27 protein-coding genes and 1 pseudogene are annotated in these 23,355 nt (G+C 70.7%); 22 read left to right on the forward strand and 6 right to left on the reverse strand.

Features of this window, described 5'->3' with window-relative positions; genetic code table 11:
* Positions 1-8: 8 nt before the first annotated feature.
* Positions 9-341: pseudogene (locus GUY61_RS41735) on the reverse strand (Tn3 family transposase); the annotation flags it as partial.
* 2 nt (positions 342-343) lie between these two features.
* Positions 344-1,015: a DUF4158 domain-containing protein gene (locus GUY61_RS00725; protein ID WP_166628047.1), complete on the reverse strand. Its 672-nt coding sequence runs from the start codon at positions 1,013-1,015 to the stop codon at positions 344-346.
* A gap of 133 nt (positions 1,016-1,148) precedes the next feature.
* Between GUY61_RS00725 and GUY61_RS00730 the strand changes: the two genes are divergently transcribed.
* From GUY61_RS00730 to GUY61_RS00795, 14 genes are all read left to right on the forward strand, one after another.
* A complete protein-coding gene (locus GUY61_RS00730) occupies positions 1,149-1,646 on the forward strand; it encodes a hypothetical protein (RefSeq protein WP_166628048.1) in 498 nt (165 codons plus the stop codon).
* Between the two features lie 206 nt (positions 1,647-1,852).
* Positions 1,853-2,281, forward strand: coding sequence for a DUF6884 domain-containing protein (locus GUY61_RS00735; RefSeq protein WP_398953730.1), 429 nt, complete (start codon positions 1,853-1,855; stop codon positions 2,279-2,281).
* Positions 2,282-2,319: 38 nt separating this feature from the next.
* Positions 2,320-3,210, forward strand: a complete 891-nt coding sequence (locus GUY61_RS00740) for a hypothetical protein (protein WP_208105387.1) — start codon at positions 2,320-2,322, stop codon at positions 3,208-3,210.
* Between the two features lie 109 nt (positions 3,211-3,319).
* A complete protein-coding gene (locus GUY61_RS00745; protein WP_166628049.1) occupies positions 3,320-3,892 on the forward strand; it encodes a hypothetical protein in 573 nt (190 codons plus the stop codon).
* Between the two features lie 75 nt (positions 3,893-3,967).
* The gene (locus tag GUY61_RS00750; protein WP_166628050.1) at positions 3,968-4,330 is read left to right on the forward strand and encodes a hypothetical protein; all 363 of its coding nucleotides are present in this window, start codon (positions 3,968-3,970) and stop codon (positions 4,328-4,330) included.
* 51 nt (positions 4,331-4,381) lie between these two features.
* Positions 4,382-4,939: a hypothetical protein gene (locus GUY61_RS00755; RefSeq protein WP_243766061.1), complete on the forward strand. Its 558-nt coding sequence runs from the start codon at positions 4,382-4,384 to the stop codon at positions 4,937-4,939.
* On the forward strand, positions 4,936-5,841 hold the full coding sequence (locus GUY61_RS00760; protein WP_166628051.1) for an N-6 DNA methylase: 906 nt from the start codon (positions 4,936-4,938) through the stop codon (positions 5,839-5,841). The genes GUY61_RS00755 and GUY61_RS00760 overlap by 4 nt, the downstream gene beginning before the upstream one ends.
* Positions 5,842-5,916: 75 nt before the next feature.
* Entirely contained in the window at positions 5,917-6,576 is a 660-nt protein-coding gene (locus GUY61_RS00765) for a hypothetical protein (RefSeq protein WP_166628052.1), read from the forward strand.
* A 344-nt stretch (positions 6,577-6,920) separates the two neighbouring features.
* Positions 6,921-7,874: an SAV_2336 N-terminal domain-related protein gene (locus tag GUY61_RS00770; protein WP_166628053.1), complete on the forward strand. Its 954-nt coding sequence runs from the start codon at positions 6,921-6,923 to the stop codon at positions 7,872-7,874.
* Positions 7,875-8,202: 328 nt separating this feature from the next.
* Positions 8,203-9,963: a hypothetical protein gene (locus GUY61_RS00775; RefSeq protein ID WP_166628054.1), complete on the forward strand. Its 1,761-nt coding sequence runs from the start codon at positions 8,203-8,205 to the stop codon at positions 9,961-9,963.
* 102 nt (positions 9,964-10,065) lie between these two features.
* Positions 10,066-10,527 carry a hypothetical protein gene (locus GUY61_RS00780; protein ID WP_166628055.1) on the forward strand — a complete coding sequence of 154 codons (462 nt, stop codon included), beginning with the start codon at positions 10,066-10,068 and terminating at the stop codon, positions 10,525-10,527.
* 606 nt (positions 10,528-11,133) lie between these two features.
* Positions 11,134-11,760, forward strand: coding sequence for a TetR/AcrR family transcriptional regulator (locus GUY61_RS00785; RefSeq protein ID WP_166628056.1), 627 nt, complete (start codon positions 11,134-11,136; stop codon positions 11,758-11,760).
* A 49-nt stretch (positions 11,761-11,809) separates the two neighbouring features.
* Entirely contained in the window at positions 11,810-12,199 is a 390-nt protein-coding gene (locus tag GUY61_RS00790; RefSeq protein ID WP_166628057.1) for a hypothetical protein, read from the forward strand.
* A 111-nt stretch (positions 12,200-12,310) separates the two neighbouring features.
* On the forward strand, positions 12,311-12,760 hold the full coding sequence (locus tag GUY61_RS00795) for a hypothetical protein (protein WP_166628058.1): 450 nt from the start codon (positions 12,311-12,313) through the stop codon (positions 12,758-12,760).
* A 22-nt stretch (positions 12,761-12,782) separates the two neighbouring features.
* Here GUY61_RS00795 and GUY61_RS41060 read toward each other — a convergent pair whose 3' ends face one another.
* Positions 12,783-12,905: a hypothetical protein gene (locus tag GUY61_RS41060; protein WP_267924849.1), complete on the reverse strand. Its 123-nt coding sequence runs from the start codon at positions 12,903-12,905 to the stop codon at positions 12,783-12,785.
* 24 nt (positions 12,906-12,929) lie between these two features.
* Here GUY61_RS41060 and GUY61_RS00800 point away from each other — a divergent pair, with 24 nt between their 5' ends.
* The 4 genes from GUY61_RS00800 to GUY61_RS00810 all read left to right on the forward strand — a co-directional run bounded on the left by GUY61_RS00800 (position 12,930) and on the right by GUY61_RS00810 (position 15,994).
* Positions 12,930-13,286: a hypothetical protein gene (locus GUY61_RS00800; protein WP_024126702.1), complete on the forward strand. Its 357-nt coding sequence runs from the start codon at positions 12,930-12,932 to the stop codon at positions 13,284-13,286.
* Positions 13,287-13,412: 126 nt separating this feature from the next.
* On the forward strand, positions 13,413-14,393 hold the full coding sequence (locus tag GUY61_RS00805; RefSeq protein WP_208105389.1) for a hypothetical protein: 981 nt from the start codon (positions 13,413-13,415) through the stop codon (positions 14,391-14,393).
* A 328-nt stretch (positions 14,394-14,721) separates the two neighbouring features.
* Positions 14,722-15,627, forward strand: coding sequence for a hypothetical protein (locus tag GUY61_RS39555; RefSeq protein WP_243766062.1), 906 nt, complete (start codon positions 14,722-14,724; stop codon positions 15,625-15,627).
* Positions 15,620-15,994, forward strand: coding sequence for a hypothetical protein (locus GUY61_RS00810; RefSeq protein WP_024126706.1), 375 nt, complete (start codon positions 15,620-15,622; stop codon positions 15,992-15,994). The genes GUY61_RS39555 and GUY61_RS00810 overlap by 8 nt, the downstream gene beginning before the upstream one ends.
* A gap of 107 nt (positions 15,995-16,101) precedes the next feature.
* Here GUY61_RS00810 and GUY61_RS00815 read toward each other — a convergent pair whose 3' ends face one another.
* The 3 genes from GUY61_RS00815 to GUY61_RS00825 all read right to left on the reverse strand — a co-directional run bounded on the left by GUY61_RS00815 (position 16,102) and on the right by GUY61_RS00825 (position 19,197).
* Positions 16,102-17,346, reverse strand: a complete 1,245-nt coding sequence (locus GUY61_RS00815) for a hypothetical protein (protein WP_166627990.1) — start codon at positions 17,344-17,346, stop codon at positions 16,102-16,104.
* Between the two features lie 284 nt (positions 17,347-17,630).
* Positions 17,631-18,335, reverse strand: coding sequence for a beta-ketoacyl-ACP reductase (locus GUY61_RS00820; RefSeq protein WP_166628059.1), 705 nt, complete (start codon positions 18,333-18,335; stop codon positions 17,631-17,633).
* 43 nt (positions 18,336-18,378) lie between these two features.
* Positions 18,379-19,197, reverse strand: coding sequence for a helix-turn-helix domain-containing protein (locus GUY61_RS00825; RefSeq protein ID WP_166628060.1), 819 nt, complete (start codon positions 19,195-19,197; stop codon positions 18,379-18,381).
* A 149-nt stretch (positions 19,198-19,346) separates the two neighbouring features.
* Here GUY61_RS00825 and GUY61_RS00830 point away from each other — a divergent pair, with 149 nt between their 5' ends.
* From GUY61_RS00830 to GUY61_RS00845, 4 genes are all read left to right on the forward strand, one after another.
* Positions 19,347-20,219 (forward strand): helix-turn-helix domain-containing protein, encoded by an 873-nt coding sequence (locus tag GUY61_RS00830; RefSeq protein ID WP_166628061.1) that lies wholly within the window; start codon positions 19,347-19,349, stop codon positions 20,217-20,219.
* A 68-nt stretch (positions 20,220-20,287) separates the two neighbouring features.
* The gene (locus tag GUY61_RS00835) at positions 20,288-21,259 is read left to right on the forward strand and encodes an MBL fold metallo-hydrolase (RefSeq protein ID WP_166628062.1); all 972 of its coding nucleotides are present in this window, start codon (positions 20,288-20,290) and stop codon (positions 21,257-21,259) included.
* Positions 21,260-21,572: 313 nt separating this feature from the next.
* Complete coding sequence (locus GUY61_RS00840) at positions 21,573-22,103, forward strand: hypothetical protein (protein WP_166628063.1); 531 nt, start codon at positions 21,573-21,575, stop codon at positions 22,101-22,103.
* 523 nt (positions 22,104-22,626) lie between these two features.
* Complete coding sequence (locus tag GUY61_RS00845; RefSeq protein WP_166628064.1) at positions 22,627-23,202, forward strand: hypothetical protein; 576 nt, start codon at positions 22,627-22,629, stop codon at positions 23,200-23,202.
* Positions 23,203-23,355 lie beyond the last annotated feature (153 nt).

The following is a 23,355-nucleotide window of genomic DNA, read 5'->3' on the forward strand; positions in this document are numbered from 1 at the left end:
GGACGCCTCCGCCACCGTCGCGTGCGACGGCTCGGACGGCCGCCCTTGCCCCTCAACGAGAGGCAAGGTGTCCATGTAACTAAATGCCCCTGCGTATCCGCGTGGATCGTCTCCGACTTCATCTCCGAAGCGTTCTTCAGCAGCCCGTCGATGATGTACACGGCCTCCCACACGCCACACGGGATGAACCTGGAGAAGAGCGCGATGTACTGATCCGATATGTGGTGGTATGCGATGCCGCCGAAGCCTCCGTACCGGATCGAGGTCTCGGCGAGCAGGTTGTCGATGAAGGTGTCCATCTGGGTGCCGTCGGCCGCCACGGAAGTCACGCCACCCGCACAAGCTACTTGTGCTGCTCCTTCAGATGGCTCCAGCTGGGGCGCTTCGCTGGCTTCTTCAGCCGGTTCAGCCCGCTCTTGCCCTCCAGGCCGCCCACGTCCAGCAGCCCCTGAAGGCGGGCCCGGTCCTGAAGCGTCATGCGGGAGCGGATAGTGGCGAAGATGTCCTCGTTGACCTCCCGGCGGATCCGGGCGGCCATCTCGTCCAGGGTGCGGAACGCCGGGAGCTCGCAGGTCGCCCTGACCAGTTCCTCCAGTGCGACGTTGATCAGGTCCGGCGGGTTGTTCTTCACCAGCGCCGCCGACCGGATCGCCTCCTCGGCGATCTGACGCGCCCGCTCCTGGTCGTAGGAGATGCCCTGCCGCTCGCGCACCAGCTTGCGGTGCAGCTTGGCTGTGTTGACCGACTCGTAGTGCGGCCCGGTGTCCTCGGCCAGCTCCAGCGCGCCGCGCACGTGCTCCACCACCGTCTCGGGGACCTCGTCCGCCTTCGGGAAGTAGCCCAGCTTCTGGTAGCACTTCAGCGCCAGAGCCAGGGCCAGCAGGTGCTCATCGGAGCGGGTCCGCTCGCGCACCCACGCCGCTTCCTCGGGCTTGGGGGTGAAGAAGACATGCATCTCCCGCGCCGACATCAGCCGCTTGAAGCGCGGATACGCGGTCCGTTCTATCGAGGTCACGCCGCCGGTCCCCGCCCTCGGTCACGAAAACGATCACTTCCGCGCGGGACCGTACCAGGGCAGCCTTCAGCCCGTACCAGAGCCCCGGAGAACCCCGTACACACCGCTCACGCGGCCCCTACGCTCGACTCCCGTGACCGACAGCAAGCAGCCCCGCCGTGACGGAGACCTCAGCCACGAACAGGTGGCCCTCCTCGTCGAACAGTTCACCGGCCAGACCAACCGCATCGCGGACATCACCGCGACGCTCATCAAGTACGCCCAGGCCGGCGGCAAGGACTGGGAGACCTACGAATGCATCCTGGACCACCTCGCCCGCGAGGGCATGAAGCTCATCCAGTACGGCCGCGGCCCACTCCAACCGCACCTGGAGAAAGCCACCTGCGTTCAGATCGAGCAGGCCGCCGGGACCACTGCCCGCCAGGGCGGCATGCGCGAACACCTCCACCAGCGCACCGCCTCCTCGCTCCTGGCCACCGTGTGGTTCGCCGGGCAGCATCACCTCGTTGAACCCGACGACTGGCCCGACACCCTGCCCGCCACCGTGCTCGGCGCGATCCGCCAGGCCCCGGCCATCAACAACGACCCCACCATGCGCAACCTCCGCGACACCGGTGAAAGCCGCCAATAGGCGCGTATACAAGGAGATTCAGCCGCTCAAGATCGCCCTGCTATCCCTTCGGGCCGTATCTCGGCTGACCCTCAGTCTAGGCGCGAGGCAAGGAACTCCCTGCCAGCTTCATCGTGCCCGTCACATCGGAAACCTGAGCCTCGGATGTCGGTCGGCGTCATGAAGCGTTCGGGTTCCCACTCACGCCCATACAAGATTCTGCGAACCTGCGCGCTTCCGGCTGCGGAAAGGCCAAGCAGGACCGCCGCGTGACCGCCGGCGCGATGTACGTCGGCACCTTCCACGGCTCCTGCCGGGAGACGGCCAAAGCCCTGCTTCAGGACGGCGGCCGCCAGTACATCCTCTCCGCCGCCCACGGGCTCCTCGACCTGTCCACGCAGATCGACCCGTACGACATCACCGTGGGCGACCCCGGCAGCGTCAGCGCGGACTTCGTGCAGGCGCAGGTCCGGGAACGCGGCATCGAGTCGGCGGAGGTGACGGTGCTGGCCGGCAGCAAGTACGTGGCCCTCGCCCGGCACTCCTGGCCGGACCTTCAGGCGCCGCTCGCCGGAGCCGGCGGGATCGGGGAGATGAAGCAACGTCTCTCCCAGATCCGTCTCGCCGCGCGGGCCGAAGCCGGGCAGGAGCGGTGAGCGCGCCGCTCGGGCCCGCTCCGGCTCGGTGGGAGGCCATGGCTGCCGGCAGCGCCGAGGGCTGGGCTCAGCGGTGGAGCCGCGGTGTGCCGACGTGGGTCCATACGTCGCAGGGCGGCTTCGACCGGCGCCGCTACGAGGTGGTCGAGTTGGCGGAGGCGCCCGCCCGGGAGTACATCCAGGCCAACCACTACCTGTCGGGGTGGCCGCCGGCAGTCCACCGGTTCGGGCTGGTGGACCTCGAGCCCGCAGGGGGCGACGACGGCCAGGTGGTCGACGGCCAACTGCTGGTGGGTGTCGTCGTCCTGGGCGTCCCGATGAGCCGCCGTGCTTTGACCAGGGTTTTCCCGTCGCTGGAGCCGTATACGGAGGCACTGGAAATGTCGAGGGTGTGCCTGTCCCCCTCGGTGGCGAGCAACGGGGAGAGCTTCACGGTCGCGGGGGCACTGCGTCTGGCCGCGGGCCACGGCGTGCGGGGAGTGGTCACCTACGCGGACCCCGTCGCCCGGCTTCGGACCCTGCCGGACGGGCGCACGGCCGGCTCCCCCCGAGGGCACCTAGGGGTCATCTACCAGGCCCTTTCCGCAACTTATACGGGCCGCAGCACGGCGAGGACGATCGTCGTGCTGCCGGACGGCCAGGTGCTCCCGGCGCGGTCGATCGCCAAGTTCGTCGCCGGAGACCGTGGTGCCGACGGGTTCGAGCGGCGCATCGCGGCGCTGGGCGCATCGCCGCGCCCTGCGGGGTCCGACCGGCGTGCCTGGCTGCGCACCGCACTGGAGCAGATCGGGGCCAGGCGCCAGCGGCACCCGGGGACCCACAGGTACGCCCTGCCCGTTGGCCGTACGCGGGCCGAGCGGTCGAGGGCGGTCTTCGGCATGCCCGCACTCCCCTACCCGAAGTGGGCAGATGGCCGTCCCCGCATCTAGGGTGTTGCGTATTCACGCACCAATATGTAGTGTGGTGTTCGTGATCGAGCGGCGTGCCGCTGCTCTCACGGCCACCACCATCTTGGAAACCTCACCCAGAGGAACGACCGTGGACACGTCCATCCCCGACCGCAAGGCTGCGCGCTTCACCGCAGCCGCGGAATCCGGCGTCAACATGACCCCCGCACGTGAGTGCACCTTCGCGGACCGCGCCGCGTGGGCCGACGCGGCGCTGGAGGCCTACAACAGTCAGGCTCCCAAGGCCCTGTTGCCCGTTCCCGAGCTGGCCGAGCGCGTACGGCTCGGCGTCCTCGCGGCCGAGGCCATGGCCCAGATCGCCTTCAACCTGCCCGGCGACCAGGTCGTGGACGACCAGGAAAGCGCCGATCGCGTAATCGGTGATCTGGTCGCTCAGGTCTTCTGCCTGACGGACGGCCGGGTCACCGCCCATGAACTCCACCAGGCCGCCGAGGGACTTCGCAGCGAGGCGTACCCCGTGAAGCTCGATGTCCTGTGCGCCGTCGCCGCCGCCGGGGCTGAGCGAGAGGCCGCCATGCTCGCGGCGCTCCTGGACGCGGCCGAGTCCTTCGGGTGCGACGTCCCCGGCATGGTCGAAAGCGCTCGCGACTACTTCGAAGAGCTCAAGGCCGAGGACGAGGAGGCCGAGGCGGCGCGCGCCTGAGCCCCGCCCGGGAGTGAGGAGTTCGGCCCCGGTGGCCGCGCTCGCTCCCGGCCGGGTCGCCACGGAGCACACCTGATGAAACTGATCGTCCCCGCCTTCGACCAGCACTACCGCGTGTCCGCCACGGACTACAACTGGACCAACCCGGACGAGATCCTCACCATCGGCACCGACGAGGCCTTCGTCGGCTTCGACAGCCGCCGTTACACCACGCACGGCCGGGTCGCCGCACTCGACGTCACCCGAGCCGAGGTCACCGCCAAGATCATCAGCCTCCTCGCCCGGGACGGCTTCTACGTGCCCGGACGTGAGCGGCAGAGCACCGAGACCCGCAGGCGTATGGGCGAAGTCTTCGGCCTGGCACGCGGTTTCGAGACCGGCGCCGTCATCGTCCTTCACCGCGGTCGGCCCCGCCGCCACGCCGCACCCCCGAACTGACCCGCCCGGCGCGGAACATCCGCCAGCGCCCACCGCCACAGGAAGAGCCCCATGGACACAATGCCCCCGGACACCCATGCCCAGCAGCACTGGTACCTCGCCACCCTCGGTCACGAGGCGCTGTTGCGAGAGCTCGCACCGCTGGAGCTCCCCGCCTCCGCCACCCAGGATCCGCTCGCCCTCGCCGCACGGTGCCTGATCGCCGACCCGATCGGCTACCCCGAAGCCCACCAGGCCGCTGAACGGGTTCTGGCCCCGCTGCACGCCGCCCGGACGTTCACCACCACCGTCCCGGACGAGGACAACTCCTTGGAGCACACCGGCGTCGTGCCGGTCCTTGAGCAGCGCCAAGCCGGAGCCGTCACCGGGTGGTACGCCGAGCTCCTCCTCTTCGAGCACAGCACGCTGCTCAGCAAGGCTGCCTACCGCCTGTCCCGGATGCCCGGAGACCCGACCTGGATCATCGACAGTGACTTCCAGCCCAGCGGCCACGCCGGGACGCTGCGGCCCTTCGGCTCCCGGCGGCCGGGCCGCAAGCGGACCCTCCTGCCGCCGTTCGTCGCCGAGCTCGACCGCCTCATCGCGCAGGGGCCGGGGAGCGCGGCGTGACCCTGTTCGGCATCCCGCCCGCCGGAATGCGCCGCGCCATGGCGCCCGAAAGCGGGCGGGACCACGCCCACGCCATCGCCGAGGCCGCACACGCCTGGTGGACGGCCAACCGCGGAGGCTCCAGCGACCGGGCCATCGCGGTCGGCACCCTAGCCGCCCTCGCCCTCTCCGCGCCCTCTCGGCCGGACGGCCCCGACTACGGCCCGCTCCTTCTCCCCCTCGACGACGAACAGCTCGTCGACACGTTGCGAGCCGGCTGGAACTCGTTCTGGACCTACGACCCGGACCTGACCGAGGCCGCCCGCCCGCTCCACGACTGGCTCTCCCACCCCACCGACAACGACATCCGCGGCCTGGCCGACTACGCCCGGATCCTCCTGCGCGCAGGGCTGCTCGAGTACTGCTCCGACACCGCCCGCGCCGAGTCCGACGATGTCCTCGGCCTGCTCATCACCCGGATGCGCAGCTACAGCGAACGGCAGAGCACCGGTGAGTTCTTCACCCCGGCCGTCGTCACCAACTTCATGGGCGACATGGTGCTCTCCGCCGACCGCAAGCCCGGTGACCTGTTCCTCGAACCCGCTGCAGGCACCGGGACGATGGCCCGGTCAGCTGCCGCCACGCTGCGGTTCTTCGGCACCGACCCCGCGCTCTACCGCTGGTGGCTCAACGACCTCGACCCGGTCAACGCCGCGTGCTGCGCCGTGAACGCCCAGCTGTGGAGGCTCGGCCGGCAGGTGACCGTCTCCTGCGGCGACGCCCTCAACCGTCCCCGGCTCCTGGAGGAGGCCGTACGAGAGCGCGCCGAGCGGGCGAGATCCGAGCAGAAGGCCCGGCCGGTGCTGTACCCCACCACAACCCGCCCGCCGTTCTGGCCGTGGCAGTTCACCCCGCCCTTCTGACCGCGCGGCGGCCGTGCCGCATCCAGCGGCCGGCCGCCGCTCTTCCCTCACCCCTGCACGAAACGGAGCCTTCTCATGGCCATCAACACCACACCGCCGCCCGCCATCGCCACCTTGGTCCCTGACTCCGAGGGACACGGGACGGTCCTGCGGATCGTCTACGCCCACCACCTGGACGGCGAGACCCTGGCCTTCCAGCTCTTCCACCGGTACGTCCACCGCTTGCAGGCCGGCACCCAGCTCCCGGACGAGATCACCCACGCCGAGGTGATGGCCCTCCTCGGCGCGCAGGGCGCGGACTGTGCCGAGGGCTGGCACTCCTCTGCGAACGAGCCCACCGAGGCGGCCTCGGACGAGGCGTGGCAGTGGGTGCGCGCACAGGTGACCCGCCTTTTCCCCGGTCTGTCCTGGAAGGTCGAGCCTGACCGGCGCATGAACATTCCGGGGGTCGACGCCGACAAGGTCGCCGACATCGTGATCCGGGCCCGCCCCCTGGCATCGGACGTGACCCGACCCGCGACCATGTTCGATCCCGCCCTCACCTACTACGCGGACGGGACACATGTGGTGATGCGGGCCCGGGGGACAGAACGCTCCGGGCGCACCTTCGGCATGGCGGAGGGCGCCGCCTCGTACGCCTACCAGGCCGTGCGCTGGGACGACGGCGGAGCCGACCTCGTCGCCCCCCACGTGCTGCACCGCATCGAGAGCCAGACCCAGGACGGCCTGGCCTAGCCAGCCGCAGGGGCCGGCGCGCGGGAGTGCGCACCGCTCGTGGGCATCGTCGGCGACCAGTGTCGCCGGGAGGGATGAAACCAACGGCGTCCCGCTGGCCGGGACTTGAGGCGGACTCGCCAGTGGATGGGGCGCGCATCTCTGTTGCGTAATACGTTTCCAATGTGTACTGTACTTCCATGAGGGCGGGAAACCGCCCCCGTCCAAGCCAATTCCGAAGGAGCCGCTTCCCGCGGCTCGCCCTGGCCGCACTCCCCCCGGCGGCCGGGGCCGCGAGGCCCGGACCGACTTTCCCTCCGCCCGGTCCGGGCCTCGCCCCCTCACAGAGGCCCCAAGGAGACGACGTGACCATACGGACGAACACCGGACCGGCGTACCGCCTCCAGATCATCTTCGATGCCGGACCCACGATGTCGATGTGGCGGCCGCTGCTGCGGAGGCTGCGCCAGTCTCTCGCCCATAACGGCCTTTTCGAGGGTGCGACGGTGTCCGTGCTCACGGCCGATGGCACGGTGCGAGGGCGACAGGTCGAGGACGACCGGCTGGTGACCCTCGTACTCAGCGACTGCTCCGGCCCCCAGTGGTACCCCGGCCCGGCCGGGGAACGCTGGTACGAGACTCTGCGCAGCTGGGCGCGCGTGCGACCGGTGGCGGTGGTACAGCCACTGCCCGAGCGCATGTGGCGGCGCACCGCGCTGCCCGGGACGCCCGGCCGCGTCCACGCCCCGGCCGCCGGATCCGCCAACTCCGGTCTGATCTTCACGGCGTACGACGGCACACCCCATGCGGGAGCGGACAGCATCCCTGTTCCCGTTCTGGAACCCTCCTCCGTCTGGCTGGAGAACTGGTTCACGCTCCTGGGCAGCGGCGGCACCGAGGTCCCGGCGGCGGTCGCCTTCATTCCGCAGGCGCTCCCGGCCGAAGAGACCGCCTCCCCGGCGAGACTCACTGCCGAGGAACTGGTCCTCCGCTTCCGTGCCACCGCCTCCCCCGAAGCGTTCCGTCTCGCGGGCCACCTGGCCGCAGGCGTCCCCCACTTGCCGGTGATGCAGCAGGTGCACCGCTCGGTGGAGACGGCCCCGTGCCCGAGCCACTTGGCCGAGGTGATTCTGAGCGGCCTGCTCCGTGCCGTCCCCGGTCCCCCCGGGACCTACTCCTTCCGAGAGGGCGTTGCATCCGTGCTGCTGCGCACGGTGCCGCGTTCCTCGCTCTCCCGCACGGTGGCTCTGCTGCGGCGAGCCGAACCGTCGGCGCGGCGTCCCCTCGTGGCCGCGGAGGTTTCGCGGCGCCTCCGCTAGGCGCGGCTTCCGCGCCCACATATCGACGCCGCCGTTCGCCGCGCCCCGCCCATCCAGCACCGTCTGATGCCGGATGGGCGGTCCGAGATGAGCGCCCTGCTCGAGAAAGCGGGCAGCGGCGCCGGCGCGAAGACGCCGGCCGTCGCCACCTGCGCGCCCAACGGGTGGAAGGGCCAGCCCGGGACGCACGTTCGCTGATCACACCGGCCAGGCCCAGGCCACCCCTCTCTGTTGCTTATTCGCGTTCTCATGTGTACTTTCATTTCATCGCCTGGTGCTCGGCACCCGCGACCTCTCCCCAAACCCTTCGCGTCCAAGTAGGGATGACATGCACTCGAACATGCCCGAGTTGTCGGATTCCGAGCTTCTGGCCATCGCGGCCCGTGCCGCCAAGCGGACCCCGGTCAAGCCCAACGATCTCCTCATCCTCAGCGAGCTCCAGCTGAAGCTGTACCGGGAACTGCATGCCGCTGCCGGTCAGTTGGTCCGGCCGCCGGTCCCGGCGGAAGTCTCCCCGGCATCCTCGGCGCGGGTACGGGGCGCCATCGACAACGTCCTCGCCGAGGAGGAGGAGATGGCCGTCTTCCGGCAGATCTACGACCACTTGGCGAACGCGGCACTGGGCGACCAGCGGGTCGCGGATCAGATGCTGGCGCTGTCCAGCGGCCAGCGCGGCCCGGTCGGCGGGTTCGTCAAGCGCATGCTGCGCTTCGCGGCGGCGGACACGTACGCGAACACGGTGCAGATGCTCGTGGTCGACTTCCTGAAAAGCGCCGACGAGAAGACGTTGCGCGCGGTGCTGGCCCAGCTCGCGGGAATGGAATGGGCCCTCGATCCGGACGACAGGCACCAGCGGATGATCATTGACCCGCCGGACGTCGTCGTTGACGACGTCGACGCCGAGGCCCGCCGGTTCCGCGCGCTGGGGCTCCACCCCGGTGGAACCACCCCGGGCCGGAGTCTCGCCCGCACGGACAAGGCGGCCTGGGAAACTCCCGACCAGCACCGCATCCGTACCTGGCGGCGCCGGTACGTGGAGGCCCACAGGCAGAGCCTGGACTGGGCCCGGGCGAAGGCGGAGGTGTACCGGCGGGAACGTGAGCGGCTGGCGCCCTACGGGCATCCGGACGGCCTGGAGGCGGCCGTGGTGACGCAGCTGCGGCAGGAAGCCGACCGGGCCTCCTCCGCCCGCCTCTTCCAGATCGGCGACTCCCTCGGCCAGATGGCGCTACGCCGCGTGGTGCGGCGGGCGGAGAAAAGGACGACCCCGTTCGATCCCGCCCACCTCCCCGCCTCGCGCGGGATGCTGTTCCTGGACACCCCCCTCGCTCTGCCCAACGGGCGGCGCATCGTCGGCTATGTGTGGGGTCCGTGGTCGCCCCGGTCGGAGGAAGGCTGGTTCCTTCTGCGGCCCGACCGGCTTCTGGAGCCGGTGGAGGCCGCGTGCGATGACGCCCCCTGGACCTGGGTCACTGCCCTGACGTGCGACGAGTCACTGCTGAAGCTGCCGTTCTCGCCCTACGAGACCCTGCTGGCGCGCCCCGGTGAGATCCTGGATCCCGAGACCCGACTTCGCGACCCGGGCAACCCTGAGCGGTACCGGAGCGGATCGGGCCGCCAGGGCGGCCAGGAGCTGATGCTCCGCCACGTGCGGGCCCTGTGGGAGCTGCTGACCCAGCACAAGCGGTCCACGGTTCGGGTCCTGGCCCACCAGGTCCACCAGCTCAAGCCGAGCAAGCGCGATGCCGAACGGCGGCGGGGCATTTCCGACTCCGGCCAGGTCGAGAACTGGTGGGTGGACCCGGACGCGGGCGAGCGCTTCAGGGAGCAGCAGTCGAGTGAGCCGCGCGAGGGCGGAACCGGCCGCACGCTGGCGGTCCGCTACTGGAGGGAAGAGCACGAGCGGCAGCAGTGCCCGAACTCCCACCGGCACGCCGCCCTGGAGACCGAAAAGCGCGGGAGCTGCCCGCACTACGAGATCACCATCCCTGAGCACCCCGTTGGGCCCGCCGACGCGCCGTGGTCCGACCGGCTGCGCCGCGCCCGCCTCCGCCCCTCGGCGACGCCCCGGCACGGCACGAACGCCTAACAGTCCCCGTGCGGCACGGGTGGGCCGCGTCCCGCCCGTGCCACAGGTCCCACGGCCCGTGCACCGGGCCGACTTCCCGAACGTCTTCAGCCGAGGAGAGCCATGTCCGACGACCTCCGTCCCCGCAGCGTCCAGCACCGCCGCTGTCAGCCACTGCACACCGTCTACGGGCTGGTGGCGCTGCTCGCCGGCTGCGGCTTCCTGATGGAGCAGCCCGTCATGTGGCTGTTCGTCGTCCCGCTGGCTGTCCTTGTTGTCAAGACGCGCCGGCTCGCCCGGAGCGGGGCCTGCGCCGCCCTCCGCAGGCGGGACGCGCGCAAGACCGCCCCGGCTCGCGCCCGCTGGGTGTGGAGCGCTGCCGCGGCCGGTCTGGACGCCGCCCTGGTGGCGGGAGCTTTCGCTGTCTGCACCGTGCTGCTGCACGGCCACGGCTACGAACTCGTCCCACGCGGGAGGGCGGTGGACTACCTGGCCCTCGGCGCAGGGACGGCGTTCGCCGGCGCGCATGCCCTCACTCACCGCATGTCCGCCCGAGCCCTGCAGCCGCCGCAGTCCGAGGCGTAGCAGATCCCCCGCGGTCGCGCCGTTCCGGGCGATCACCCGGCACCGTCCCTACCCCGCAAGTCCTAGGAGAGACCGTCATGCTGCGCCTCGACCCCGCCACTACGAGCGGCTCGGCCGTGGCGTTCCTGTTCCGCACGTGGTGCTTCCTGCGCGATGCCGGTCCCGGGCGCCGGCCGGAGGCGGCTGAACTGGCCTACGCCGTGGAGGACATGGCCGTCGGCCTCGGCCTGGATCCGGCCGGCCCCCCATGCGCAAGTCGAGCTGGCTGGCACGGGCGAGGTGTTCACCGTCTTCGGGCTGCGGTACGACCGCGCCGACGTGCTGCTGATGGCGGGCGTCATTCCGGGCGAGCATGCCGCTGCCGCTGTTGAACTGGACGGCGACAAGCTCGACTTCTCCCGTTGGCCGACACCGTCCGCGCTGAGTCCGGGGACGCAGCCGCCAGGGCCGCGCGGGTGCAGGTCGATGGCGGGAACGGTGGGATGCCCACCCTCAGAGCGTTGCTTATTCATGCTTCAATGTGTAATGTGATTGAACGTCGGGTCCGGCGGCACCGCCCCCAGACCTGGACCACTCCCCTTCCTTCCTCCAGCTCAGGAGACGACTGTGCCCACCCGTGTCGTGACCCGCACCCCCGACCGTCGCGTGCTCAGCCAGCGCGGCCTCCAGACCCGGCAGAAGCTGATGGACGCGACGATCCAGCTTCTCGCCACCCGGCCCTACCGCGACATCAAGGTGATGGACATCGCCCAGGCGGTGGGCACGTCGCCCGCGACGTTCTACCAGTATTTCCCCGACATCAAGGGCGTCGTCCTCGAAGCATCCGGGCTCCTGGCCAAGGAGACGAAAGCGGCGCTCAAGGACTTCAAGGACGGTTCCTGGTCCTCGGACGGACTGCCCGGCGCCGCCCGGATGGTCGACGCCGTACTCGACGGGTGGAGCGGGCACCTTCCGGTCGTGCGCGTGCTGACCGCCGTCGCGGCCGAGGGCGAGCCCCGCTTCGTCAAGGCGTACGCCGCAGCCACCCGGCCCGTCGCCCGTGCACTGACGGCAGCCACCCAGACGACCACACCCGACGGTGCAGGCAAGGAACTCGTGCACGCCCTCGTGTCCGGCCTGACCGCCGCCGCCGGACACGAGAGCGCCGGAAGCGTCCAGGGACTGACCAAGTACCAGAGGCGCCAGGGACTCGCCCGCCTGGTCCACGCCGCCGTGGCCAGCACCACCGCCTAGCCCGCGCTCCGAACACCGGCCCCTTCGCAACCAACACGGGGAAACCACCTTGATCCAGCCAGCCTCCCTCGCCCTCGGCTTCGGCCTCGGCGTCCTCAGTGTCCTGATACGCGCCCTTGCTCTGCGCATCCGTCCGCGCCGCCCCCCGCTCCCCCTCTCGGTCGCCTCGCCGAGCCCCGAGCTCATCGCCGCCCTGTCTGTGGCCGTCGCCGAGCGGTACCCGAACCTCGGAGGGTTCGACTACGCCACCATCAGCGTCTTCGAGTGCAACGCACCGCAGAGCACGGTGCACCTCTACCCCGCGCGCGGCCCCCACCGGGGCGCCATACGCGTGGACTCCACAGACCCGAGCAGCGCCAGCGGCAGGACGGCCCGGCTGCTGGCCGAGATGAGCCTGCCCCACGTCGGCGTCCTGGTCATCCCGCTCAGCCCGCGCTGACCCGGCCGACGCCGCCCCGGCTCACTCCCCCCGGGGCGGCACCCAACCGGCCGCCTCGACAGACCCGAGAGCGCCGGCCAACCACCACTGGCACGAACCGAGGAGAACGCCATGGGCGCCATCGAGAATCACGAAGCCCTGATGTACGGGTACCGCCTGGGAGGCCCGGCCGACAACTGGGAGGGCCTGACGAACGAGCTGGTCCGGTACACCGACGACGTCGACGGCTCATCCTTTCTGATGCCGCGCGTGCCGTGGGAGACAGAGGACATGCGCGAGGAGAACCACCCCGACTACTTCGCTGCCGCCGCGGAGGAGCGACTGGCCGCTAACGGCCTGGGGTCGCTGCTCCTTCGGACGTACTCGATCGGGTGGGAAGAAGACGGACACATCCTGGCGGCCGTCGTCCACCAGCCCGAAAGCGGGCCCCTCACGCTCGACCCCGCGTCGATGAGCGCCGCATCCCAGCACGACGAGGCCTTGAAGCGGGCGTTGTCCGTGCTGGAACTACGGACCCGCGCCAGCAAGCCCGAGTGGATCATGGCGAGCTACCACGCGTAGCCCCGGGGTGCGAGGGCTCCCGTCACTCCTCTTCTTCGTCGTCGGCACAGACCGCCGCCCGCTCCAGGTGAGAGCGGAAGTCCCCGATGCCTCCGACGCCCGCCCTGACCATCGCCGAGACCTGACGACCCGCGAGCACAGCCACAATCTCTTCCCCAAGGAATCCCCCATGACTTCCATCGGTACCGCCCGGCATTTCCAGCCCCACGGCACGCCCGGCCACATCTGCCGCGACCACAACCGGGCGGTCCTGGCCCCGGCCGTCGCCGTCGAGGCCCTCCGCCAGGGCCTCGGTCCCGACCTGACCGACGCCCAGCTCGACCACTGCGCGGAGATCGCCGAGCGCAACCCGCTGTCCGACACCTCCCGCGCCGCCGTCCGTACCGCACTGGAGCCCGCGCTGTCCGAGCGCAACTCCCCGGCGACCGTGCATCATCGGCTGTTCACCCTCCCGCCCGGGCACCCGCTGCGCGTCCGCGTAGGCGACACCGAGTACTTCCTGGTCCCCATCCCCATCACCCTGTGACCTTCCGCTCTCCGCAGAGAGCGGGCGGCCGGAAACCAACACCCTTCACCAGCGCGTCCGGCCCCGGCCGGACGCGTTTTGGCATGATCCCCTCGACCGAGATCCGGTACCTGACAAGGGGGAACCATGCCCGTGCGCCTGCGCCACGTCCTTCCGATCGTGCTCCTGGCCGGCACGGTCCTGATCTCCGGCTGCGCCGACTCCGACAGCGAGCCCAAGGCCGACGGGCAGACGACGAGCAGCACCCCCGCGGCACGGCCCTCGCCCTCCACAGTGCTGCCGGACGGCATCGTGAAGCCCGGAACGCCGCTGCCGGTCGGCGACGGGGCGTGGACGGTGACGCTGCAGGGCTTCGAGCGGCAGCCGGCCGGGGCCGTGCCCGGTGTGCCGGCCGGCTCGAGCGCGTACAGGGCGCGGGTGACCGTGGCCAACCAGCGGGCGCAGGTCGCGACCGCGCCGCAGACCGCCGTCACCGCCCGCTACGGAGCTCTCGGGCGCACCGCTGCCGAGGCCACCGACAGCAGCGCGTCCTCTTCCACGGACGAGCCGCAGCAGGTGCGCCCCAACGGCTCCGTCGACAGGGATGTGAAGCTGGTGCTTCCCGACCAGGCCCAGGGCCTGCCGGTCACGGTGACCGTGGAGGCGACCGAGGAGGGGCTGGCCAAGCCTGAACTGCTGTTCTTCGAAGGTGCCTTGCCGGGCGGTACTGCCGCCTCCCCGGACACCCAGGCGCCGCAGGGTGCGCCGGCCGGGCAGTCGGTCACGCCGCTGGGGCAGTGGAACGGCCAGGTGCGCGTGGGCAAGGTGACGGTGAGCGGCGAAGGTGCCTCGCGCACCGGGAGCCTGGAGCTGAGCGTGGTCAACCGCTCCGGCGACCCGATGTCCGGCCTGGGCACCACCCTGCGGATCCTGACCGGCCAGGAGCTGCACCTGGCCGCCACCGTCCGTCCGGTGTACGGGTACCGCGACGCCGCGATCGCCCCGTTCCGCACCGCCACACAGACCGTCTCCTTCCGCGTCCCGGAGACAGCCGCCGGCGGCCCGGTGACGGTCGAGGCCATCGACGCGGGCGGCTCCAAGGTCACCTTCGAGGGCACGCTCGGCTGAAGGAGCCCACAAAAAGTTCGGGCGGAGTGTCACACCGGCGGCTTCGGCCGCACCTGTAGGAGGTGAACGGTGCCTTCTCCGACCGAACAGGACTTCCTCACATGGCCCCTCGCCTCTTGGCCGCCGGCCTCGTGCTCGCCGGTGCGCCCGCCGCCTCCGCCTGCGGCCCGCTCACCGTCCCCGGCTCCACCGCAAACGCGGCACCCGCTCACGCCCCGGCCGCGGCGGGCCAGCGATGAGGCCGGCCGCCGCACAGCCTCAGCCCTTCGATGCAGACCCGGATCGGTGGACCCACGCCGTCCAGGAAGCCGCCCGGCTCCATCACTCCGTGGACGCCGAGCTGGCCATCCGGGCCTCGACCCCCGCCGCTGCTCGGGGCGCCATGGAGGCGCCGCTGCTGATACGGGAGCGGACCCGGGATGGGTGGCTGCGCTGGGACATCTTCGGGCCGCACCCCGCGGGTGTGCTGCGCGAGGCGGGCTTCTTCGACCCGGAGCAGCACCGGCTGGGGCGTTGGGTGTGCCGGAGCGTATGGGGACGCCGCCCGCCCCAGTACATCTGGACGCTGGGAGGCCTCGAGCTTCCCCGGCCCCTCCCGGTCGGCCGGACCGCGCTGTTCACCGTGACTGCCTTCGCCGCTCTGGGTCCGGCGACATCCCTGCTGCCGGCGGCCACCGGTCTCCTGGCGGCTGGCGCGGCCGGCATGGCCGCGGCCGCCGGTCTGCCCGCGGCCGTCCAGCGCTTCACCCGGCGCCGCGTGCGCGTCGTCGAAACGAGCAAGGCGTACGCGGCGGTCTTCTACCGGCTGCTGGCCGACGAGCAGCGCCTGCGCATGCTCGCCGAGCGCAGCGGGCGCTACGAGCTGGCGCGCGCGGCGGCGGTGTTGCCGCGGCTGGTGTGGGACGCGGCCGGTCTCGTGCCGCTGGCGGCGGACAACGTGGAAGCCCGCGACCTTCTCCTCGGATACGCGCAGTCGCTCGCGCTCCTGGTCGACCAGGCCGTCGAGGTCGGACGGCGGGAGGAGGCGGTGGAGTCGGCGATCCGCGACGACCGCGTGGCCGTAGTGCCAGTCAGACCCGCGCTGCCCGAAGGGCTGCTGCCCCGGCAACTACTGGACGACGCACGGCTGGAACTGGAGGAGCTGGGAGAGGGACTGCTCCATGCCCGGGAGGTCCTGGGCGGGGCTCACGACGACCGAACTCAGTCTGCAAGGAGCGGAGAGAGCGATGAGTGAGCACGAGCGGACCGGGCGGCGCGTCCCGTGGCGGGAGGCGAACCCGGAGGCCTACGCCGAACTGAGGCGTACCTGGGGGGTGATCGGTCACAGCAGCGTCCTGATGGTGCTCAGCCTGAGCCTGATCGGCACATCGCTGACGCTGGGCTACCTGCATTGGCCCGGCTGGCTGGAGACCTTTGCGCGTCTGGGCGCCAGCGGCGCGGCGGTCGGCTGCGGCGCGATCGGTCTGTGGCGGCTGGTCCGTGCCCTGTTCCGGTCGGTGCGGGCAGTTTTCCGCACGCGCCGACGCGGCGCCGAGGGCGCGGCGCAGGGGGAGACCGTCGAGGAGTCCGTGCCCGAGGCCGCCCCGGCGGCGGGGTCCTGAACGGGCAGGGGGCGCCGTGTTCCGGTTCGAGAGCTTCGCGGTCGGGTTCCTCGTCGGCGCCGTGGCCTGGTGCGTGCCGTACGTGCGTGGCCTGGGTCGGCGCGGGGTCACCAGGGGGCTCGTTCCCTGGCGTCGCAGACGGCCTCCCACTCGGCGAAGGTGAGGCACTGCTCGGCGGTGCGCGTGCGGCGGGCCCGGTCCGCCTCGGCGAGCGAGGCGAGGATCCGGTCGCGGATGACGAAGCCGGGCGGATCGGGCTCCGGTTCGACGGGCGGCGACAGCCTGGTGAGGCGGGCGCGGACTGCGTCCATGGCCTCCCGAAAGGCCGCGTTGGGCGGGACCCCGCAAGGCGTGTCCTCGCCGCGGCAGGGGTCGGCAGCGGGCTCGTCGTGGCCGGTGGTCTCGCTCCAGCGGGCCATGATCATGCTGGCCGGGGAGGCTGGCCGCCGGGGCACGCGCCAGACCGACAGGTCGGCGGCGAGGTCGGCGGCGGAGAGGCCGGTAGCGATCCAGGGCCGCAGGGCGAAGGCGAGGCGGCGCAGTCCCTCGCCCTGGGTCCATGGCACCCGGGGGCGTATCCAGGCGGCGACGGAGACGGCGTGTGCGGCCTGGCTGGGGCTGGCTCGGTAGGGCTCGGGCACTTCGTGTCGGCGGCGGGGCCGCGGCCTCGCGCCGTGGGGCGCGCTGGTGTTGTTCTTCTTCCCTCTCATCTCAGCTGTAGGACGTGGGTGGTTGGTCTTACAGGAAGGGGTGTCACGGCGGCGGGCGGGGCGGGTGCGGCGGCGGGCTTCGGTGATGGCCAACTGGCGTCCGTGGTCGGTGAATCCGACGTGCCGGGCGTGATAGCCGTGGCCGCGCACGCGGTGGCCGACCGCGTCGTCCCAGGCGCGCGGGACGACGGCGGCGTAGATGGTGGCGGTGCCGGCCCATTCGCCGCTTCCGGCGGGTCGGGTGTTGGTCCGGCTTCCGTGGACGGCCCAGACGAGGAGGCCGAGTTCGCGCAGGACAGCGATGTGCCGCTCCAGGGTGCGCCGGCTGATGCCGAGGCGCTTGTACGTTGTGTCGCGGCAGTAGGCGACGTGCCCGTCGGCGTTCAGGCGGGCGGCGAGGTCGCGGGCGACGCGCAGTGTGGTGTTGCCGGCTTTGGGGTGCAGGCGCTGGGTGATGGCCCAGGTGGCGGCGCGCAGAAAGTCGCCGCGCCGGGTGCGGCGGGACGCGGTGGTGCCGATTTCCTGGTCGGCATGGTCGCGGACCGGGATGTATCGGTTGTTTGTGGATATTCGGTGTTGTCCGCGCGGAAGGCGCGGTGGAGCGGCGGCGGCGTGGACCGGCGCGCGGGCATGCTGCATCATGGGCAGGGCACGCCCTCCTTTCGGGCATGCGTGAGCCCCTCTTCGGTGGGGCCGGTTCTTCCGGAACCAAGTGATCCGCCCTGGCAGGGGCGGTGTTGCCCGGTCTGCGGACCGGGTTCTTCACCAGGCGGGCTGGACAATCGCCGGGTGGTGGCAGAGATGCGGCGGGCGGGCCGAGGTGCTGGACACACCAAGGTCTTGCTGCCGCGGGGCAGCCCACGGGGGACTGCCCACTGTCAGATCATGTGCTCATCGGACTCCAGCGTGGCGGGCGGTCACGGTGGTCAGTGGCCCATGCCGGCGCCGCCGTCGACGGGCACCACGGCGCCGGTGATGTAGGCGGCCTGCTCGGAGGCGAGGAAGGCGACGGTGGCGGCGATCTCCTCGGGGCGGGCGAGGCGGCCGAGGGGGATCTGGGTCCTGAGGTTCTCGAGCTGCTCGTCGCTCAGCGCCTCGCTCATGGAGGTCTCGGTGAGGCCGGGGGCGACCACGTTGAACGTGATGCCGCGGGAGCCGAGTTCGCGGGCCATGGAGCGGGCGAAGCCGACGAGGCCGGCCTTGGAGGCGGCGTAGTTGGCCTGGCCGCTCTCGCCGCGCAGGGCGACGGCGGAGGAGATGTACACCACGCGGCCCTTCTTCGCGCGGAGCATGCCGCGTGAGGCGCGCTTGGTGACGCGGAAGGCGCCGGTGAGGTTGGTGTCGAGGACAGAGGTGAAGTCGTCCTCGCTCATGCGCATCAGGAGCTGGTCCTTGGTGATTCCGGCGTTCGCGACGAGGACCTCGACGGGGCCGTGCTGCTCCTCGACCTCCTTGAACGCGGCGTCGACCTGGGCGGTGTCGGTGATGTCGCAGCGGACGGCGAGCAGGCCCTCGGGGGGTTCGCCCGAGCGGTAGGTGATGGCGACGCGGTCGCCGGCCTCGGCGAGGTGACGGGCGATGGCGAGGCCTATGCCGCGGTTGCCGCCGGTGATCAGGACTGAACGGGACACAGGGTGGCGCCTTTCTGTGGTATTCGTAGGGGTTTGCAGTCAATCAGCTGGCCCGGCGCGTGCCGGAACGGGTGAGGTGTCCGCTCATCGCCGCGGCGGTGTCCATCACGGCAGTTACGTACCGGGCGCGGGTGGCGGCGCGCCGCATGGGCGCGTCCTTGGCCAGCAGTGCGACCGAGCCGGCGACGGCCGAGCCGTACCAGATGGGCGCGGCGATCATGGTGCGCCCCTGGAGCGGGGACGGCCCGATGGCGTGACCTTCCTCACGGACGTGGGCGATGTCGATCTTGTGGTCGCTGACGGAGCCGAGGCAGGCGAGGATCGCCAGTCCGGCCGCGTCGGCCTCCAGAGGTGCTGATTCAAGAGATCGCAAAGCGATCTGAGGTGATGTAAGGATCTCGTCAGCGTGTGGCCCGTATGCCCGTTCCGCGCAGATTCTCATCGGAGTGCCGATCAGATGCGGTCGGTAAACAAATGCGGCCTGACCAGTTCTCGACTGTAGTGTGACGATCTCGGCCCTCACCGCAGGAGAGGGCGGTCCGGCCAGGAGGGGCTGGGCAGGCGTCGACGAGGGGGGACCGTGCAGCGCGTCAGTCAGCGCGTAGCGAGCACGCGGCCCGCGCTGTTCGACCGCGCCCTCCCGCATCAAGGCCTGCAGATACCGGTGAGCGGTCGGCGCGGGAAGCCCCGCGAAGTCGGCGACCGAAGCCAGAGGATGTTCACCCGGCCCGAGACGGATCAGCGCCCTGAGCACCGCCATAGTGCGTGCCACGGCGCCGCCCGTGCGGTCGGACGGAGTGACAACGGGATGCAGCAACGCGAACTCCCCCTCGCGGTTGTCGAGGACCTTCGCGTCTCCCACAACGCGGATTCGATCCAGTGGCCGATTCTTCCCGGCCAAGATCCCTCTCACCAGGCTCTGAATTTTCCGGTCCTCGAATTTCAGGAGCGAGCGCTTCCGGTATATCGCGGGAGCGGCACGGGGATGGCAGCACGGGGAAGGTTCCAAAGTTGAATCAGAAGGAGGCGTTGCAGCAACTGCTGCAATGGAAGCGCGGAGAGATAGACCCGGTCGAGCTCGGCTGGCCCAAGCGCACCGGCCGGGGCCGGCGCTCACGCGGACTGTCCCAGGCCCAGGTCGCCCAGGCGCTGTTCGTCACGGAGAAGACCTACGCCGAGTTCGAGCGCGGGAACACACCCCAGCCAACCACCGAGTTCCTCGACAACGTGGCCACGGTGCTCAACATGAACGAGCGCGAGCGGACCGCGCTCTACGTCTACGCGATCGGCTACGAGCCCCCGTTCCCCATGGACCCGATGGCCGGGACGAACGTCGACCCGGCCTGGCAGGTGGCCGTCAACGGCGTGTCAGGCCAGCCCTGTTACATCAACGACGTCGCCTGGAACGTGCTGGCCGCCAACGACGACTTCAAGCTCATGTTCCCCCAGCCCGAGGGCAAGACCCCGGAGCTGCCCGAACGCAACCTGATCCGGTGGATGCTCCTGCGTGAGGACGCTCGCGAGCACCACCTGGTCGACTGGGACACCCGCTGGGCGCCGCAGGTCGCGGCGCAGCTGCGCACGGCGGTCGCCGCGCACCCCGACAACGCGGACCTCCGGCTGCTCGACAAGGAAGTCAACGACGACCCAGTGGCGGGGCCGATCTACCGCGACCACAGCCTCGCGTACATCCACCCCGACGGCGACGCGCGGCCGATGCGGCACGCCGGCTATGTGACCCCGCGCGGCACCGAGGACCACCGCAGCCGGTGCTGCGAGCGGCATGCGCCGTCCCAGCTGGGCACCGTCACCATGTGCGCCGCCCAGCCGTTCGGCAGCCCGGGCGCCCGGTTCTTCCTCCTACCGTTCGCGCCCCACATATGACGCCGCCCCGCGGCCGCTTCGGCGGAGAGATTTCCTCCGGGCGGCCGCGGCACGCACAATGCATGCCCATGGCATCCACTGACCTGAAGCAGATCGCGCCCGGCGTCTTCGCCTGGCAGCCCGGCCACGAGGCAACATGGGGCCTGGCCAACTGCGGTCTCGTCGTCTCCAAGGGCCAGGCCCTCGTCATCGACACGCCCTACACACCCGCCCTGACCGACGCCTTCCTCACCGCGGTCCGCTCAGCCGCGGGCCCGGACGTTCCGCTGGACCGGGTCGCCGTCACCCACGCCAACGGCGACCACACCTGGGGCCTTCAGCAGCTTCCCGGCGCCGACATCTACGCCACCCACGCCGCCCTTGAGCACCAGTGCCTGGAGCCGAGACCAGAACAGCTGCAGGCCCTCATCCATGACACCGACCCCGGCCAGCCGTTCGGCTGGTACTTCCGGGAGCATTTCGGCAAGTTCGACTTCGCGGGCATTCAGGTTCTCCCGCCGACCACGACGTTCACCGGGCGCCACGACCTCGAAGTCGGCGAGATAGCCGCGGAGCTGCACGAGGTCGGCCCGGCCCACACCGTCGGCGACCTCATCGTCCATCTGCCCGAGCAGCGCGTGGTCTTCGCGGGCGACATCGTCTTCGCGGGAGACCACCCCTCGCACTGGGCCGGCCCACTGGAGCGCGTCGCCGCCGCCTGCGCACGGATCCTGGACCTCGACCCCGAGTGGATCGTCCCCGGCCACGGACCGCTCATGACCCCCGACGACCTGCGGGGCTACATCGCCTACCTCGACGACCTCGCGGACCAGGCGTATGTGATGCACGGCCAGGGCCGGACGGCCGTCGATGCCGCACGCATCCTGATCAAGGAAGACCGCTACGCCGGCCTCGGCCTGCCCGAGCGGCTCGCCATCACCCTCAGCACGGAATACCGCCACCTCGACCAGGACACCACCGCCCCGGACCTGCTGAAGCTGATGGACCACGCGGCACGCATTGCCTGGGACCGCTCGTCGACCGGCCCTCTCGCACCCTGAACTCTTCACCTGGCAGCCGTGCCCGGCGCGAATTCCGGCTGGTGAAACAGCGCGGCCCACTCCGTTCCGATCATTGAAATAGGAACCGCCCGCGTAGCTCGGGGGCTTGCCCCGGGCTCGCCCAAGCGGTCAACTACCGACGTCGGCGCGCCGTGTACGTACGGGGGAGCGCCGCCCAGGCACCGAGGGCCCTCCCACGCCCGTTGACGTGCGCGGTCGAGCAGCACGCCGTTGCTGGACTCGATTCCGGATGCCGCCGCCGGCCCCCCGGCGGCGGCATCCGCTCGAAGCCGCCTTGCTCCAGGGAGAGTTCATGAGCCGCGCAGCCATTGTCTTGCCGGTCCCCGCCGCCGTCCCCGAGTTCCTCGGCCACCGCATCGAGGACCTCCGCCATACCCTCCGCGCCGGCCGCAGTGAAGAGGCCCTGACGGCGGCCCGGACCATCAGCGACGAGCTCGCCGAGAGCCACGGCCCCCTGCACAACTACACGCTCCACGCCCTCGAGCTGGTCGCCTTCTGCGCTCAGATCGCGGGTTACCCGGCCATGGCCACCGACGTCTCGGTCTACACCGCAGCGGCCTGGCAGCGCCTTCTGGATGCCACACACCACCAAATCCGGCGGCAGGCCCGCAACGGTACGGCCTCCTGGCTCACCGTCACCAACGCGCCCGACGCCGTCCGGACCGGAACGGCCCTGCTGACGCTGCTGCAGTCGGTTCACGGCAAGAACCACCCCTCCACCCCGTTCGTAAAACGTCGACTTAACGCCATTACCGGCGGCGACCAGGAGGCTGCCCGGAATGCTCTGCGGGCCACGGGGCCGGCCTTGCTGATCAAGCCGTGAAGTCCTTGGCCACAGCGTTTCCAAACCGCCCGCGCCAGAGGCATATACCGGAAGTGCTGCTACCGGAAAAAACGGGGCCTGGCTGCACCTGATCTTTCTGGCCAGAATCAGGCTCGGACTGATCACGTTGTGGGAGACGCGGCGTCCGTGACCGCGAGGGGGAAATCGCGTTGCGACATCTACGAACTGGACTCGTGCCATCCGGGTCCGCATCACTGCTACGACCGGCCGACCTCCGGTCGGGAACCGGGTGGACGACCGAGTCGACCATCCAGGCTTCGGTGCGAAGCGGCCCTCTTCACACGCTGGCACCTCGTCATCCGTGGCTCAACCACGGCACGACGCCCCTGCCGCGGCTGGGAGCCAGGCACTGGCCCCGGGCCGTGGCCGTAGGCTCGCCGGGTCCTGGCCTGGCGTGCACCTCCAGAGCCGGCGAAGCGCGGTAGAGGACTCACCTCGCCGCGTTTTGTCCGCCCTGAGCGCGCGCCAGCGCCCGTACCCGACTCCTGAAGGGGATCTGCCGATGGCTTCGAACACCCACCACCGCACCCATGTCCTGCGACTCGCAGGTGCCGTCCTCACGTGCACCGTCGCAGCCGGCGCTCTGGCCGGCTGTGGCTCCGACACACCGAAGAAGACGGCTTCCTCGCCCTCGGCCACTGCCTCCTCGACGCCGTCCAACGATCCGGACCAGGCAGCGAAGGACAAGGTCCTCGCCTCGTACACGAACATGCGCGAGGTCCAGATCAAGATGGCCGCGGACGGAGATCTGCACACCGAGGAACTGGCCAAGTACGCCAGGGGCGATGCCGCCACCGACCTCAAGAAGTCGGTCCTGCGCAACGAGTCGATGGGCATCAAGTTCACCGGCCGTCCTGAGATGGAGCCTCAGGTCACCGCCGTCGACACCAAGGGCAAGACCGCAACGGTCACCGACTGCTTCGACGCGACCAGCTGGAAGCCCGTCTACAAGGACTCCGGCAAGGAGCTCAAGCTCGCCGAGCAGCGCCTGAAGTACCCCGTCACGTCCCAAGCCACGCTGGAGGGCGACACATGGTTCGTCACGAAGATCACAGCCGATCGCACGAAGGGCTGCTGATCCGTTCTGCCCGCGTGCTGGGCGTCCTTGCGGTACTGACCGCCCTGATGCCGGCTGGCCTCGCATACGCGGGGGGCGCTGGCGAATGCTCCGACGTGGACGTGTGCGTCGGCGTCGGAACGCCCGGCAAGCCCGGTGGGGGCGGAGGTGGCG

The organism is Streptomyces sp. GC420, from assembly GCF_009916105.1.
In the GTDB taxonomy this organism is placed as follows: Bacteria; Actinomycetota; Actinomycetes; order Streptomycetales; family Streptomycetaceae; genus Streptomyces.

Excerpts from the sequence above, each read along its gene's own strand:
- GUY61_RS00810 (WP_024126706.1), top strand. The coding sequence starts at position 15,620 with ATGAGTGAGCACGAGCGGACCGGGCGGCGCGTCCCGTGGCGGGAGGCG.
- GUY61_RS00840 (WP_166628063.1), top strand. The coding sequence starts at position 21,573 with ATGAGCCGCGCAGCCATTGTCTTGCCGGTCCCCGCCGCCGTCCCCGAG.
- GUY61_RS00805 (WP_208105389.1), top strand. The coding sequence starts at position 13,413 with ATGCCCGTGCGCCTGCGCCACGTCCTTCCGATCGTGCTCCTGGCCGGC.
- GUY61_RS00845 (WP_166628064.1), top strand. The coding sequence starts at position 22,627 with ATGGCTTCGAACACCCACCACCGCACCCATGTCCTGCGACTCGCAGGT.
- GUY61_RS00815 (WP_166627990.1), bottom strand. The coding sequence starts at position 17,346 with ATGATGCAGCATGCCCGCGCGCCGGTCCACGCCGCCGCCGCTCCACCG.
- GUY61_RS00755 (WP_243766061.1), top strand. The coding sequence starts at position 4,382 with ATGGACACAATGCCCCCGGACACCCATGCCCAGCAGCACTGGTACCTC.
- GUY61_RS00775 (WP_166628054.1), top strand. The coding sequence starts at position 8,203 with ATGCACTCGAACATGCCCGAGTTGTCGGATTCCGAGCTTCTGGCCATC.
- GUY61_RS00795 (WP_166628058.1), top strand. The coding sequence starts at position 12,311 with ATGGGCGCCATCGAGAATCACGAAGCCCTGATGTACGGGTACCGCCTG.
- GUY61_RS00740 (WP_208105387.1), top strand. The coding sequence starts at position 2,320 with ATGGCTGCCGGCAGCGCCGAGGGCTGGGCTCAGCGGTGGAGCCGCGGT.
- GUY61_RS00800 (WP_024126702.1), top strand. The coding sequence starts at position 12,930 with ATGACTTCCATCGGTACCGCCCGGCATTTCCAGCCCCACGGCACGCCC.
- GUY61_RS00750 (WP_166628050.1), top strand. The coding sequence starts at position 3,968 with ATGAAACTGATCGTCCCCGCCTTCGACCAGCACTACCGCGTGTCCGCC.
- GUY61_RS00780 (WP_166628055.1), top strand. The coding sequence starts at position 10,066 with ATGTCCGACGACCTCCGTCCCCGCAGCGTCCAGCACCGCCGCTGTCAG.
- GUY61_RS00835 (WP_166628062.1), top strand. The coding sequence starts at position 20,288 with ATGGCATCCACTGACCTGAAGCAGATCGCGCCCGGCGTCTTCGCCTGG.
- GUY61_RS00765 (WP_166628052.1), top strand. The coding sequence starts at position 5,917 with ATGGCCATCAACACCACACCGCCGCCCGCCATCGCCACCTTGGTCCCT.